Source organism: Collinsella sp. An271, from assembly GCF_002159695.1.
Classification (GTDB): domain Bacteria; phylum Actinomycetota; class Coriobacteriia; order Coriobacteriales; family Coriobacteriaceae; genus Collinsella; species Collinsella ihumii.
The window spans coordinates 1-14,174 of the sequence record NZ_NFJE01000022.1 but is presented as its reverse complement, the minus strand read 5'-3'; the positions used below and the strand labels follow the sequence as shown (position 1 = coordinate 14,174).

At 66.2% G+C, this 14,174-nt stretch carries 14 protein-coding genes and 1 tRNA gene; 1 reads left to right on the top strand and 14 read right to left on the bottom strand.

Annotated elements, in window-relative coordinates; translation table 11 throughout:
* Window positions 1-135: 135 nt before the first annotated feature.
* The 14 genes from holA to B5F74_RS11790 all read right to left on the bottom strand — a co-directional run bounded on the left by holA (window position 136) and on the right by B5F74_RS11790 (window position 13,836).
* Entirely contained in the window at window positions 136-1,116 is a 981-nt protein-coding gene (holA, locus tag B5F74_RS11855; RefSeq protein ID WP_087202733.1) for a DNA polymerase III subunit delta, read from the bottom strand.
* Between the two features lie 93 nt (window positions 1,117-1,209).
* Entirely contained in the window at window positions 1,210-3,537 is a 2,328-nt protein-coding gene (locus B5F74_RS11850) for a ComEC/Rec2 family competence protein (protein ID WP_087202731.1), read from the bottom strand.
* A complete protein-coding gene (locus tag B5F74_RS11845) occupies window positions 3,528-4,253 on the bottom strand; it encodes a helix-hairpin-helix domain-containing protein (protein WP_087202729.1) in 726 nt (241 codons plus the stop codon). Before B5F74_RS11845 ends, B5F74_RS11850 begins: the two co-directional genes overlap by 10 nt.
* Window positions 4,254-4,519: 266 nt before the next feature.
* Window positions 4,520-5,695 (bottom strand): tRNA uracil 4-sulfurtransferase ThiI, encoded by a 1,176-nt coding sequence (thiI, locus tag B5F74_RS11840; protein ID WP_087202727.1) that lies wholly within the window; start codon window positions 5,693-5,695, stop codon window positions 4,520-4,522.
* A gap of 5 nt (window positions 5,696-5,700) precedes the next feature.
* Entirely contained in the window at window positions 5,701-5,982 is a 282-nt protein-coding gene (locus B5F74_RS11835) for a DNA-directed RNA polymerase subunit omega (RefSeq protein ID WP_066831941.1), read from the bottom strand.
* A gap of 6 nt (window positions 5,983-5,988) precedes the next feature.
* Window positions 5,989-6,558 carry a guanylate kinase gene (gene gmk / locus B5F74_RS11830; RefSeq protein ID WP_087202725.1) on the bottom strand — a complete coding sequence of 190 codons (570 nt, stop codon included), beginning with the start codon at window positions 6,556-6,558 and terminating at the stop codon, window positions 5,989-5,991.
* Window positions 6,559-6,867 (bottom strand): integration host factor, actinobacterial type, encoded by a 309-nt coding sequence (mihF, locus tag B5F74_RS11825; RefSeq protein ID WP_066831938.1) that lies wholly within the window; start codon window positions 6,865-6,867, stop codon window positions 6,559-6,561.
* Window positions 6,868-7,061: 194 nt separating this feature from the next.
* On the bottom strand, window positions 7,062-7,781 hold the full coding sequence (gene pyrF, locus B5F74_RS11820; protein ID WP_087202723.1) for an orotidine-5'-phosphate decarboxylase: 720 nt from the start codon (window positions 7,779-7,781) through the stop codon (window positions 7,062-7,064).
* A complete protein-coding gene (locus B5F74_RS11815) occupies window positions 7,775-8,683 on the bottom strand; it encodes a dihydroorotate dehydrogenase (protein ID WP_079989161.1) in 909 nt (302 codons plus the stop codon). The genes pyrF and B5F74_RS11815 overlap by 7 nt, the downstream gene beginning before the upstream one ends.
* Before the next feature lie 11 nt (window positions 8,684-8,694).
* Entirely contained in the window at window positions 8,695-9,489 is a 795-nt protein-coding gene (locus B5F74_RS11810; protein WP_239283480.1) for a dihydroorotate dehydrogenase electron transfer subunit, read from the bottom strand.
* Window positions 9,490-9,602: 113 nt separating this feature from the next.
* The gene (locus tag B5F74_RS11805) at window positions 9,603-10,892 is read right to left on the bottom strand and encodes a dihydroorotase (protein WP_087202718.1); all 1,290 of its coding nucleotides are present in this window, start codon (window positions 10,890-10,892) and stop codon (window positions 9,603-9,605) included.
* Window positions 10,876-11,820: an aspartate carbamoyltransferase catalytic subunit gene (locus tag B5F74_RS11800; RefSeq protein ID WP_087202716.1), complete on the bottom strand. Its 945-nt coding sequence runs from the start codon at window positions 11,818-11,820 to the stop codon at window positions 10,876-10,878. Before B5F74_RS11800 ends, B5F74_RS11805 begins: the two co-directional genes overlap by 17 nt.
* A 4-nt stretch (window positions 11,821-11,824) precedes the next feature.
* Complete coding sequence (gene pyrR, locus B5F74_RS11795; protein ID WP_066831930.1) at window positions 11,825-12,409, bottom strand: bifunctional pyr operon transcriptional regulator/uracil phosphoribosyltransferase PyrR; 585 nt, start codon at window positions 12,407-12,409, stop codon at window positions 11,825-11,827.
* Between the two features lie 344 nt (window positions 12,410-12,753).
* Complete coding sequence (locus B5F74_RS11790; RefSeq protein WP_143753885.1) at window positions 12,754-13,836, bottom strand: KamA family radical SAM protein; 1,083 nt, start codon at window positions 13,834-13,836, stop codon at window positions 12,754-12,756.
* Window positions 13,837-14,088: 252 nt separating this feature from the next.
* On the opposite strand from B5F74_RS11790, the gene B5F74_RS11785 reads away from it, so the two are divergent.
* A tRNA-Asn gene (locus tag B5F74_RS11785) sits at window positions 14,089-14,163 on the top strand.
* Window positions 14,164-14,174: the final 11 nt, after the last annotated feature.

The window sequence follows — 14,174 nt, the reverse complement described above, 5'->3', positions numbered from 1 at the left end:
GAGCGGAAGGGCCCGACCCGCCTTTGGCCAGGCGGGTTGGGCCGTTTTTGCCACTTGACAGGGTTATCGGTCATATGAGCGTGCCAAACGGTCCGTTTTGTGTCATCGGTGCCTTGCAGACGCGCGCGTAGGCGGTCAGCCGGCCCTTCTCTCGTTGCGCGGCGAGCAGATCTGAATCACCCACATGCGCAGGGCGAGGGCGGAATCGCGCGAACCCTTGAGGGCGGCCTCGACATCGACGGCCGCGGAGAGCGCATCGACGAGCTCGGCCATCTTGTAGCGGCGCGCCCATGTGAGATGGTTCTTCACCTGCCAGCTCTGAACGCCGAGGGTGGCCGCGAGCTCCCGCCCCGCCCCGCGCGCATCAAGGGCCTTGGCCACGATGAGCTCCCGCAAGCGGGTGACGAGCAGCGAGAACAGCCGGACCTCGCTGCGATCCGGCTGGAGCGCCAACAGCTCGAGCGCGCGCGGCAGGTCGCGGGCGGAAACGGCGTTCAGGAAGTCCCACGGCTTGACCTCGGCCGTGCGCATCACAAGCCGCTCGACATCGTCGACGGTGATCTCGGGGCCCTCGATCATCTGCGAAAGGCGCTTGAGCTCGTTGTCGAGCATGCGCGAGGCCTCACCCGCGCGGCTGACCAGCGCCTCGGCGGCGGCCAGGCTCATGACCTTACCGTGTGCGCGCGCCATGGACACGACCTGCCTGGGCATCTCCCAGGCCTTCTTGGGCGTGCAGTCGACGATCGCCTTCTTGTCGATCTTCGCGACCGCCTTGTACAGCCTCGTGTTCTTGGCCAGCGTGTTCGCCACGATCAGGCAGACGGTGGTGGGAGACGGGTTGGCGAGGTACTCGACAAGCGGCTCGCTCACGGTCTTCGGCAGGCGATCGCAGCCGTCGAGGATGACGAGGCGGAAATCCGCACCCATGGGGAACGTGTTCAGCGAGGCGACGATATCGTCGATGGCGGGGTCGCGCGTCATATCGCGCTCGTCGAGGTTGAACTCGGCCATACCGCTCTTCTCGAGACGGGCCTTCATGCGCTCCACGGCATGGGAGCGCTTGTACTCATCTGCGCCGACGATAAGGTAGGCGGGCAGCAGCGACGCCTCGGGCATGGGGCGGCTCCTTTCGATCGCGCGGAAACGCTGGTCGATTGATCTCGCGGCGGATGCCGCATGAATTGACCGGCGTTTCCTTAAAGGCCCATTCTACCCCGATGTGCCCCGCGCCCTCACACGAAACCCGCCGTCATGGGGCTCCACAGTCAGATCCCCCGCATCCTTCGTGCACGCGAAGGCCGCGCCGTGCCGCTCGACCGCCAGCACGCAGGCGGGATCGGGATGGCCGTAGGCATTGTCCTTGCCCGCGCTGGCCACAGCGACGCTCGGATCGAGCAGGTCGAGCACCTCCTCGTCGACCGACGCGGCGGACCCGTGATGCCCAAGCTTCAAGATGTCGACCGTTCCCACCGCGTCGGCGTACGCCAGCTCCTGGTCGACCTCCGTGTCCCCGGTGAGCAGCATGCTGTATGATCCCGCCGGCCCCGCGTACGAGACGTCGAGCACCACCGAGTCGGCGTTCTCCTCCCCCGCCACCTCCTCGCGCGGCCATACGACATCACAGGTGTAGCCGCCGACAGAGATGCGGTCGCCCACCGAGAGCTCGGTGCATGCGCACGGCAGCAGATCGAGAAGCTCGGACGGGACGCGGGCCGCGGCGCCCCGTGCCACGAGGATCCTGTCCACCTCGACGGTCCCGAGCACGTCGGGCAGCCCTCCCCAGTGGTCTTGGTCCCAATGGGTGATGAGCACGGCGTCGAGCTGCAGCACATGGTTGCGCGCGAGCGCCTCGGCGGCCGCCTCATCCACGCCCGCATCGACCAGCAGCGTCTGCGATCCGTCGCGCACGAGGATCGAGTCCGCCTGCCCGACATCGAGCACGATGATCGCCGGCGGGGCGAACACCTGCCAGTACGCAAACCAGCAGCCGCACGAGCCGGCCGCCAGCGAAACGCCGAAGAGAAGCTGCCAGCGCTTCGGGTCGGGCCAGCACACGTAGACCGCAGCGGCCACGACATAGGGAATCGCCATCACGGGGCCCTCCGCCGAAACGCGGATGGATGCGAACGGAACGGACGCTAACAGCTCGGCGGCGAAGATGGAGATGTTCGCCAGCGCCTCGGGTATCGCCATGAGCGCGCACAGCGGGGGAAGCGCGATACAGGGCCAGACGAGCGCGAGCCCGCATACGAGCAAGGCGCTCATCAGGGGTCCGACGACGAGATTCGCCGCAGGCGCCACGAGAGAAAGCTCGCCGAACACGGGCAGCGTCAGAGGAAGCGTCGCCCATTGGGCCACAAGCGTGAGCGACAGCGGGTCCGCGAACACCCTCGGCAGCCCCGCGCGCCGAAGCAGATGGGCGACATAGGTCCCGAACAGCGAGATGAACAGCACGCTCATCGCGGAGAGCTGAAAGCCGAGGTCGAACACCACGCCCGGCCACATGAGCACGAACCCGCAGACGGCGAGCGCGAGCGCCGATATGCCGTGGCCGCGCCGCCCCGCGCCCTGCGCCGTCATGGCCAAGCACACCATGATGGCCGAGCGAACGGCGGAGGGCGCGCACCCGGTGAACAGGACGTAGGCGACCGAAAGCGCGCCGACCACAGCGAAGCGCGCCGTGCGCGAGCACTCGATGCGGTCGAGCAGCTTCGAGACGAACGCCGAGATGAGCGCGAGATGGCTTCCCGAGACAGCGACGAGATGGGACAGACCGGTCGCCGAGAACACATCCGACGCATCGGTCTGGTTGAGATCCGTGACGCTCCCGCACACGGTTCCCGCCACGAGCGCTCGGGCGGCGCTGCGCGCGGGATCGATGGCGTCGACGGACGCCTGGCGCAGCGCGCGAACGGGATCGAAGCCTCCTGAGGCCGCGTCGGTCACGCGCACGGCGCGCACCGTGGCGATCTCGCCCCTCATGAAACGGGACCGCCCCCATTCGGAGTCGTCGAGCGGCTCTATGCGCCCCACCAGCGACAGCACATCTCCCGCAGCGAACGCCTCCTGCGCCGTGACGCGTACGCGGCATGCGCGACGACCCTCGTCATCGTACGCCTCGGCGGTAAACGAGACGCCGAACGCACCGCGGCTGGCATCGGAGCAGGCCTCATACCGGTACCGGCTGGCCGAACCCGCAAACGCTTCCCCGTCCCGTTGAAGCCCTTGGATCCAGATGGCACTCGAGAGGCTCGAGGCGATGCACAAGATCCCCGCCCAGAACAGCGCGGCGCGCGCATAACCGGCGCGCCGCGCAAAGGGGATGGCCGACAGCGCGACGAGGGCCGCACCCACGGCCACGACGCCCGCCACGACCGTGATGGGAAGCCATACGTCCGCCCCGGCGCACCGGTTCGCCCACGCGCGGTCAAGCAGCAGGGCGCAGACCGCACATGCCGAGGCCGAGGCCGCGCACAGGGGCGGGACATAGGGGCGCGGCGGCAGTCCGGCGTCCGCGGGCGCGGCCCCTACACGCAAATCAGGCCCTTCAGCTTCTCGTACTTCTTCTCGCCGATTCCCGAGACGCGCATGATGTCCTCGATGCTGGCGAACGCCCCGTTCTGCGTGCGATCGTCGACGATGGCCTGCGCCGTGGAGGGGCCGACGCCCGGAAGCGTGTCGAGGTCGTCGACGGACGCCGTGTTGATGTTGACGGGGCCCGCATCCGACGATGCGGCGCCCGGGCTCGCAGGTGTCGCCGCGCCCGCGGTCGTCTCGACCTCCTCGCCGACATGGGGAACGTAGACCTTCTGGCCGTCGGTCAGAAGGGCGGCGCGGTTTATCGCCGCGGCATCGGCCTCGCTCGTAAGGCCTCCGGCGGCCTGGATAGCGTCGTTCACGCGCGCGTCCGCGGCAAGCTCGTAGACGCCGGGGTTCGAGACGGCGCCGTCCACGTCGACGACAAGCGAAGAGGACGTCGCCGCAACGTCTTGATCATCGACGGCATCCGCGCCGTCCTCCCCCGACCCGTCTGCATCCGGCACATCTCCCTGCACCCCATCCGTCTCGGGCACCGGTGCCGCCCCCTGTTCGATGAGCACGCCGTCGCCGGTCGCCTGCCAGATGCCGATCGCGCACACCGCCGCGATCGCCACCGCCGCCACGAGAAGCGCCGCCAGAAGTGCGGGATTCTGCCGAACGCGCCGCTTCGCCGCCTCCACCGGATGCTGCGCCTTCGATTCCAACTGAGCCATACGAGCCACCTCCTGCACCCCATGCAACCATGGGGAACGACGGCAGGCGTCAAGGATCTCAAATACTGGCGTGCGACCTTACCGGACGCTTGCCGCGAATCCGACGGACGCGTTGGACTCCGGTAAGGCGCATGATTGTCCGAGTGCTCCCCGCACCATGTACCGGGCAAAGGCGGGAGGCACCGGCCGCTTCCGCATCCGGGCTGAAAACAAAAACGCCCGGCATCCTGTGCCGGGCGTTTAGCGAGATGATTGACAGCTCCTCGTTACGGCTGACGCGGAAAATCGATGTGCTCGACATCGCGCACGAGCTGGTCGATCATCGCATCGTGGTCGAACATGTCCCATGCCTCGTGAACCTTGTCCATCTTTGCGTGCGTCTCGGGACGGCGGGGCATGAACAGCGTGCAGCAGTCAGGGGCATCCTGCGTCGAGATCTCATAGGTCCCGATCTGCTTGGCGCGCGCGATGATCTCCTGCTTATCCGAACCGATCAGCGGGCGGAACACCGGAAGGCTCGCGACCTCGTTGACCGCCATGATGTTCTCAAGCGTCTGCGAGGCGACCTGACCGAGCGACTCGCCCGTCACGATGGCCTTGGCGTTCTCGAGCCTGGCGATCCGCTCGGCCACGGAGTACATCACGCGGCGATACATGATCACGCGCAGGTCGCTCGGGCAGGCGAGCGAGATCTCGCGCTGGCAATCGCCGAACGGGACGACGTAGAGGCGCGGGATCTTCACGGCGGGGGCCAGCGCCTCGATCACATCCTGCACAAGATACTCGCTCGTATCGGCCGTCTGGGGACGGCCCGAGAAGTGCACCGGGACGGGCGTGGCGCCGCGGCGCGCGAGCATCCACGTGGCCACCGGGGAATCGATGCCGCTCGAGAGCAGGGTCACGACCTTGCCCGCGCTCCCCTGCGGCAGACCTCCCACGCCCGGAATGCTCTTGGCATACACGTAGACGCTGCCCTGGACCACGAGCACATGAACCTGGATGTCGGGGTCGTGCATGAGGACCTTCTTGTCGGGGAAGGCCTCGCATAGCACCTCGCCGACCTGCCGGTTGAGGTCGATCGAGGTGAGCTCGTAGTCGGTGTTCGAACGGCGCGCGGCGACCTTGAAGGAGGAGAACTCCCCTGCCTCGCGCAGGGCGCGCACCGCCGCCTGGCAGTATTCATGCGCCTCGCGGTTGGTGTGGAACGCCAGCGAGACCCGGGCGACGCCCGGAACGCGTGCGATGAGCTCGAACGCGCGCTCGGCCTCCCCCGCGACGGAGAACGTCACGAGGATATGGCCGGAGATGCGCGCGATCGTCGCCACGGAAAAGGCGGCCAAGGCCGCCTTCAGGTTATCCATGAGAATATGCTCGAAACGCGCGCGGTTTTTACCCTTGAGCCCGATCTCGTGATAATGGACCAGGCAAACGCGGCTCGCCATACGCGCTACGCTTCCGGGTTGGCGTGCTGCAGGGCCGACACGTAGCGCTCGTGGTCGTAGGAGATGTCTCCGTCGAGGATCTCATCCATGGCCATGGAGATGGTGTCGGCGCCGGACAGCGCGATGGTGATATCGTCGACATCCTGAACGGCCAGAACGCGGCTGTGCTGGCCGCGCAGCATGCTGTTGATGTCGCAGGCGCGCTTGGAGGCGAGCGATGCCAGAAGGAAGCGGTTGTTATCCGTCTTCTCCAGCAGGTCGTCGATACGGGGCTTGATTACGGACATGACGTCTCAGTTCCTTTCATGCTTCTCGATAACACCCAACAGCTCGCCCGTCGCGCGCTCGAGGTCGTCGTTGACCACCACGTCGTCGTAGCGGTCGGCGAGCGCCATCTCGCGCTCGGCGTTGGCCATCCTCAAGGTGAGCGACTCGTCGGTCTCGGTTCCGCGGTCGCTCAGGCGCTGCTTCAGTACGGCGAGCGAAGGGGGCATGATGAACACGAGGACGGCATCGGGGAAGCGCTCCTTGACCTGGAAGGCGCCCTGCACATCGATCTCGAGCACCAGGGAGCTGCCGCTGTCCAGCTTGGACGTGACCTCGCTCACGAGCGTGCCGTAGCAATGGCCGTGCACATGCGCCCACTCGACGAATTCCCCCGCCTCGACACGGCGGGAAAACTCCTCATCGGTCAGGAAGTAGTAGCTCTTTCCGTCGATCTCGCCCTCGCGCGGCTCCCGTGTGGTAGCGGAAACCGTCAGGCCGAGCCGAGGATACCGGTCGCGGATGCGCGCAACCAGCGTCCCCTTCCCTGCACCTGACGGTCCGGAAATCACAAAGAGCTTAGGGGTGTAGCCGCTCACTTAACGGGAGAGCTGCTCGAGGAGCTGCTCGCGCTGGCGGACACCGAGACCCTGGACACGACGCGTAGCGGAAATGCCCAGCTCGTCCATGATCTTGGCAGCCTTGGCCTTGCCGTAGCCGGGGAGCGACTCGATGAGGGTGGAGACCTTCATGCGAGAGGCGATCGGATCGTCGGAGTTGAGGACGGACTCGAGCGAGATCTCACCCTTCTTGATCTTCTCGCGAAGCTCGGCACGGGCGTGACGGGCGGCAGCAGCCTTCTCCAGAGCGGCCTTGCGCTGCTCATCGGTGAGCTGAGGAAGCGCCATGATACCTCCAATTACGTAGGGTTACTTACCATAAATCATTGAACGCAAGCGCGTGACCTGCGGTCTTTGCACTCATGCGCCGTAATACCTTAGTCGATGTGTTCCCAAACTTCAAGCAAAACCGCAGGAAGAATGGACATTCTCGGCTTCGCTCCACGAAAGTTTCGCGATAGGCGCGGCACGACATGGAGAAACTAGACCTGCTCGACGAGCTCGGCGACGATGGCTTCATAGGCTGCGACGGGATCGTCCGCGCTGGTAATGGGCCTGCCGACGACGATATGGCTCGCGCCGCGCGCGATGGCCTGAGCGGGCGTGGCGACGCGGCTCTGGTCTCCGAGCGCCGCGCCCGCCGGACGCACGCCGGGCGTCACGACAAGCGCCCCCTCACCCAGAAGTTCACGCATGCGGGAGGCCTCCTGCGGCGAGCACACCACGCCGTCGATGCCGTTTTGCGCGGCCAGGCCGGCCAGGCGGTCGGCCTCTTCGGCAACCGGCGACTCGACGCCGATGGAGGACAGCGCGGCCTGGTCCATGCTCGTGAGCACGGTCACCGCGATGACCTTCGCGCGCTCACCGCCCTCGGCGGCCGCCTCCACGCCCTCGCGCGCGGCGGCCATCATGGCGCCGGCTCCCAGGCCGTGGATGGTCAGCAGGTCCGCGCCGGTGCGCGCCGCCGCCTCGGCGGCGCCGCGCACCTGATGCGGGATGTCGTGAAGCTTGAGGTCGAGGAAGACCTTGAACCCGCGCTCGCGCATCTCGGCCACGATCGCGGGGCCCTCGGCGTAGAACAGCGTCATGCCGACCTTGAGCCACCGGGCATGGCCCGACAGGCGGTCGGCGAGGTCGAGCGCCTCCTCGCGCCCGCAGTCGATGGCGACGATCACGCGGTCGCGGGCATCGGAATCTAGCATATGACGGCCCCCCGGAGCTCGTTGATGTCGGACACGCCCTGCGATGCGGCCCAGTCCTCGAGCTCATGCAGGATGCGCACCGAGGCGGTCGGGTCGACGAAGCTGGCCATGCCGACCGACACGCAGGTCGCGCCAGCAAGGATGAACTCCGCCGCGTCCTCACCGGTCATGACGCCGCCCACGCCGTTGATGGGGATGTCCACCGCGTTGGCGACCTCCCAAACCATGCGCACGGCGATGTGGTGGCACAGCGGGCCGGACATGCCGCCCGTGGGCTTGGACAGGCGGCTCTTGCGCGTGTGCACGTCGATGGCCATACCGGAGATGGAGTTGATGACCGACAGTCCGTCGGCGCCCTCCGCCTCGAGCGCACGGGCGATCTCCGCCACGCGGACCGGGGCCATCTTGACGACAAGCGGCTTGTCCGTGACCTTGCGGCACGCGCGCATGACCTCGGCGGCGCCCTCGGGCGTCGAGCCGCAGGCAGCGCCGCCCGCCGAGATGTTGGGGCAGCTCACGTTAATCTCGAAGCCGGCGGCCCAGGGGCACAGCTCGCAGAACAGCTCGAGCGCGCGCACGTACTCCTCGGTGGAGTGGCCCGCCACCTGGCAGATGACCTGCGTGCCCTTGGCCGTGAGGTCGGCCAGGTACTCGCCGGACTCCTCGGCGAACCCGCGGACGCCGGGGTTCTGCAGGCCGACGGAGTTCATCATGCCGCCGGGGATCTCGCACATGCGGGGCGCCGGGTTGCCGGGCCACGGCTCGGCCGCGCAGCCCTTGGTCGTGATGGCGCCCAGGTCGCTCACGTTGATGAACGGCTCGAACTGCCAACCCTGGCCGAACGTGCCGGCCGCGGTGTTGATGGGGTTCTTCATCTTGATGCCGCCGAAATCGACGGCCATATTCACCTGGCTCACCAGACCACCACCTTGGATGCATCGAACACGGGGCCGCACATGCAGGCGCCCTTCATACCCTCCGTCGTCTCGACGTTGCAGGTGCTGCAGGCGCCGAAGCCGCAGCTCATCATGCGCTCGAGCGACGCCTCGCAGTACGCGCCCACCTTGGCGGCGGACTCGGCGACCTTGGACATCATGACGCCCGGGCCGCAGGTGGCGACGTAGTCGTAGCGCTTCTCGTCGAGCAGCTTGGCGGCGGGGTCGGTCACGAAGCCGTGGTAGCCGTCCGTACCGTCATCGGTCGCGATCTCGATGACGTGCGCGCCGAGCGCGTCGAGCTCCGAGCTGCCCACGCCGGCGGTCGCCGTCTTGGCGCCCAGGCACACGTCGAACTCGACACCCTGGGCGTGCAGCTGCTCGGCCAGCGGAACCAGCGGGGGGACGCCGATGCCGCCGCCGACGAGCAGCGCGCGCGAGCAGCCCTCGGGCACGCTCCACCCGTGGCCGCCGGGGCCGAGCACCGTCGAGGTGTCGCCGGGCCGCATCTGCGACAGGCGCTCGGTGCCCTCGCCCACCACCGCGTACCAGATCTCGACCGTGCCGGCGTCCGCGTCCGCGCGGGCGTAGGACAGCGGGATGCGCAGCAAGCTCATGGCGTTGCCGGGAACCTCGAAATTCATGAACTGTCCGGGTTTGATGGCGGCTGCGAGCGCCGGGGCCTCGATGACGAGCGCATAGGTGTCGTCGGCGATCTTGTCGTTCGAGACGATCCTGAACTCATGCAGCCGAGCCGAAGAAGGCTGGGGCATACGCGTCTCCTCTCTTGATAAGCGAAACTCAACGGGCCGAGGCACCCCTCTTGCGAGATGGCGCACCCGGCCCGCAGCTAACGGTTGGTACCTATGGTAGCAAATGCGCGCGGCTAGCAGACGACGCCATCGCGTAGGGTCGCCTTGCCGCCCACGAACACGTCGGTGGCGCGACCGCAGACCTCGGTGCCCGTGAAGCCGCAGTTATGGGCGCGGGACTCAAAGCCGTCCTCGCCGATCGTCCAGCGGATCTCGGGATCGAACACGGTGATGTCGGCAAGCGAGCCGGCCTCGATCCTGACCTCGTCGACGCCGAGGATGCGGCGCGGGGCGATGGACATGAGCTCCACCATGCGCTGGTAGGTGATCTTGCCGGTCTTGACCAGGTTGGTCAGCACGAGCGCCAACGAGCCCTCGATACCGATCATGCCGAACGGAGCCAGCTCGAACTCGCGAGACTTCTCCCAGTCGGCATGGGGCGCATGGTCGGTCACGATCGCGTCGACCGTGCCGTCGGCGACGCCCTCGCGCAGGGCCTCGGCGTCTGCGGCGGTGCGCAGCGGCGGGTTGACCTTGAGGGAGGTGTTGTAGGTCTCGTCGATGGCGTCCTCGGTGAGGAACAGGTGGTGCGGGGTCGCCTCGCAGGTGACCGGAAGGCCCTCGGCCTTGGCGGCGCGGACCATCTCGAGGCCGCGCGCGGTCGAGATGTGCTGGATGTGCAGCTTGGCGCCGGTCAGGCGGGCGATCGTGATGTCGCGCTGGATCTGGAGCTCCTCGCCCTCAGCGGGCCATCCCAGAAGACCGAGGCGCGTGGACACGGCGCCCTCGTTGATCTGACCCTCGCCGACGAGGTCCTCGTCCTGGCAGTGGCTCATGAAGACCTTGCCGAACATCTTGCCGTAGTCCATGGCGCGGCGCAGCATGCCGGCGCCCTGGATGCCACGGCCGTCGTCGGTGAACGCGACGCAGCCGTGGGCGACCATGTCGCCCATCTCGGAGATGATCTCGCCCTTGAGGCCCTTGGTGATAGCACCGGACGGATAGACGCGGCAGTGGCCCTTGGCGGCGGCGACGGACTTCACGTACTCGACGGCCACGCCGTTATCGGTCACCGGGTCGGTGTTGGGCATGGAGCACACGCCGGTCATGCCGCCCTTGGCGGCGGCGCGGGTCTCGCTCACGATGTCGCCCTTGTGCTCGTAGCCCGGGTCGCGCAGGTGGACATGCATGTCCACGAGGCCCGGCACGAGGTACTTGCCGGAAAGGTCGATGACCTCGGCGCCCTCGACGGCAAGGTTCTCGCCGACGGCGGTGATGCGGTCGCCCTCGATGGCGACATCGGCCACGCCGTCAAGGTTGACGGACGGGTCGACGATGTGGGCGTTCTTAAGAAGCAAGGCCATTATCGGCACCTCCAAGCAGCAGATACAGGGCGGCCATGCGCACGCAGATGCCGGCATAGACCTGGTCCAAGATGACCGAGCGCTCAGGATGGTCGGCCATGTAGGAGTCGAACTCGACGCCGCGGTTGATCGGGCCGGGGTGGCACACGATGGCGTCGGGCTTCATGAGATGCTCGCGCCTGCGCGTGAGGCCGTACAGCTCGTGGTACTCGCGCAGGCTCGGGAACGGGGCGCCCTCGAGGCGCTCGCGCTGGATGCGCAGCATGTAGACGACGTCGAGCTCGGGGAGCACGTCGTCGAGGCTGTAGCTCACGTGGTCGACGCCGAGCACCTCGGGCGCGGGCGGGATGAGCGTGCCGGGGGCGATGATCGTCACCTCGGCGCCCATGATCTTGAGCGCGGGGATGAGCGAGCCGCACACGCGGGAGTGCGAGATGTCGCCCACGATGCCGACCTTCAGGCCCTCGAAGGTATGCTTGCGCTCCCAGATGGAGTACAGGTCGAGCAGGGCCTGGGTGGGGTGGCCGTGCTTGCCGTCGCCCGCGTCGATGACCGACACGGGAGAATGCTGCGTGACGATGTAGGGGGCGCCCGCGTGCTTGTCGCGGATGACGACCATGTCGATCTTATAGGAGTTGAGCGTCATGACGGTGTCGATGAGGCTCTCCCCCTTGACGGTGGACGTCGAGGAGCCGCCGAAGTTCAGGCTGTCGGCGGACAGGCGCTTCTCGGCGAGCTCGAAGGAGCTGCGGGTGCGCGTGGAGGGCTCGTTGAACATGTTGACGATGGTCTTGCCCTTGAGCGTCGGCACCTTCTTGATGGCGCGCTCGTTGACCTGGGAGAAGGCCTTCGCCGTCTCCAGAATGGTCATGAGATCGGTATCGGAGTACTCCCGGATGTCGATCAGATGCTTGTGATTGAAAGCCATGCGGCTACTCACCTCCCAGAGGCGCGGAGCCCACGTGTGCCCCGGGCGCGACGTCGAAGATCTCAACGGCCGTGCGGCCGTCGACCTCCTTGAGATACAGGCGGACGTTCTCCTCGTGCGAGGACGGAACGTTCTTGCCCACGAAATCGGGGCAGATGGGAAGCTCGCGATGGCCGCGGTCCACGAGGACGGCGAGCTCGATGCGCGAGGGGCGGCCGAGGTCCATGATGGCGTCCAGCGCGCAGCGGATCGTGCGGCCCGTGTACAGGATGTCGTCGACCAGCACGATGCGCTTCCCGTCGACATCGAACGGGATGTGCGTGGCGTGCACCTCGGGCGAGAAGTGGGTCAGGAAGTCATCGCGATAGAAGCTGATGTCGAGGCTGCCGAGCGGGATGTCCACCCCCTCGATCTCCTTGATGCGGTCTACGAGCTGCTTGGCCAGAAGGTCGCCACGGGTGACGATGCCCACGATGGCGAGGTTCTCGCACCCTTCGTTGCGCTCGAGAATCTCGTGCGCGATGCGCGTCATCGCACGCGAGACGGATGCCTCATCCATGATGACGGCTTTGGGTGTAGGCGTGCTCATCGAACTCCTTCCCTGATGGTCGCGGCGCGCGCCTGCCCGAAGGCCCGGTCGCGCCATAAAAAATAGATGCCCCAGCGCAGTCGGCGAGACATCCACATAGAAAGGCTTATTTCCGCATCGCGGATATGTTGGTTCCATGCGAGCATCTCGTACTGCGCTTAATGGTCAAGGCCTAGTATAGCGGCATGCGCCGTCTGTCCAGCCCTCAAATTCGTCTTCGCCGTGTCCCTACAATCCGTGTGGGTTGGCCTCCGCCGAACACGGCGGGACGGGACCCGCGCAGTGCGGGCCCCGTCCTTCGTGGCGAGGCGAGGGTCGCGCAGACGCCGCCGTCATGCGGCCGGTCAGTCGAGCCAGGTCTGCTCCTCGGCAAGCTCCGTGACGAAGATGCGCCCCTGGTCCTCGTCCTTGCGCGCCTCGTGGTACTTGAACACGGCGCGTCCGTCCTCGAGGAAGCCGAGCATCTCGACCTTGCCCCAGCGGTGCGCCAAGATGAAGCGGAAGCTCTTGGACATGCCGCTCATGCGCTCCTTGGCGCTCTCGACGATTCGGATGCCGTCGGCGATCGGGACCTGCAGGTTGTCCTGCACGTAGAACGGGCGGCGGCACTGGTACAGGTAATACGGGTCGACGCCCGCCGCCACCAGGCCGTTCATCAGCTCGAGGATCGTGTCGGGGTCGTCGTTGACGCCCTTCATCAAGACGGCCTCGTTGCGGATCGTGCAGCCCGCCTCGCGCAGCATGCGCAGGGCGACGACCGCCTTGTCCGTGAGCTCACGCGGATGGTCGAACTGGGTGACGATGACGATCGCCTTGGCCTTGGCATAGCGGGAAAGCAGGCCGAGCAGCTCGCCGTCGTCCTCCGTGATGCGCTCGGGCAGCGTGGCGGGCGTACTCGTGGTGAAGCGGATATAGTCGATATTGGGCAGGAACGAGAACGCCTTGAGGTACTCGCCGATGCGCTGGTTCGAGTTCAGGAACGCGTCGCCGCCCGAGATGGATATGTTGTCGATCTCGGGATGATCGCCGATGTATTCGGCGAGCTTGGGGATGCGCGTGGTGACTTCATCGGGCGAGAGCGCCACGAAGTCCTTGCGGTAGCAGCGACGCGCGTAGGTCAGGCAGTCGAAGTTGGTCATGATGAGAACCGACTGATCGTACTTGTGCTGGCCGCCGTCGATGACCGTATCGGTGATGTACTTCACATCGTCGGAGGGCTTGGTGGCCAGCGGGATGCACATGCGCTTGATGGGGTCGTCCGCATCCCATGGGCTTATGAGCCGCAGATAGCCCTCGGGGATCACGATCGGATAATGCTCCTCGACGAGCTGAAAGGCGGCGGCCTCCTCTTCGGTAAGGTTCAGACGGTCCTTCAGATCCTCCAAGGTCCGCTTGCCGTCCTCAAGTAACTGTTCCCAGCGTTTCATGATGACCTCACTTCTGAACATCCGGACGTATCCCTTTTCCGGTATGTCCATATTGATACCAGCTTTCCGATTATTTGAGTCCCATGTGCCGATGTATGGTCGGATTTGCCTGCTTTTCGGTATGATAGCCGCTGCTATACCCGTGTTTTTCTGCTCGCTGCGACCGACTGCCGCAAAAAACTGAAAGAAAGGTCTTGCGCTCACGGGGGATTTGCCTATACTTAAATCCGTTGCTTGCGAGCGAGCACATATTCCTCGATAGCTCAATGGTAGAGCCCGCGGCTGTTAACCGCGTTGTTGTAGGTTCGAGTCCTACTCGAGGAGCCAGAATCCAACGC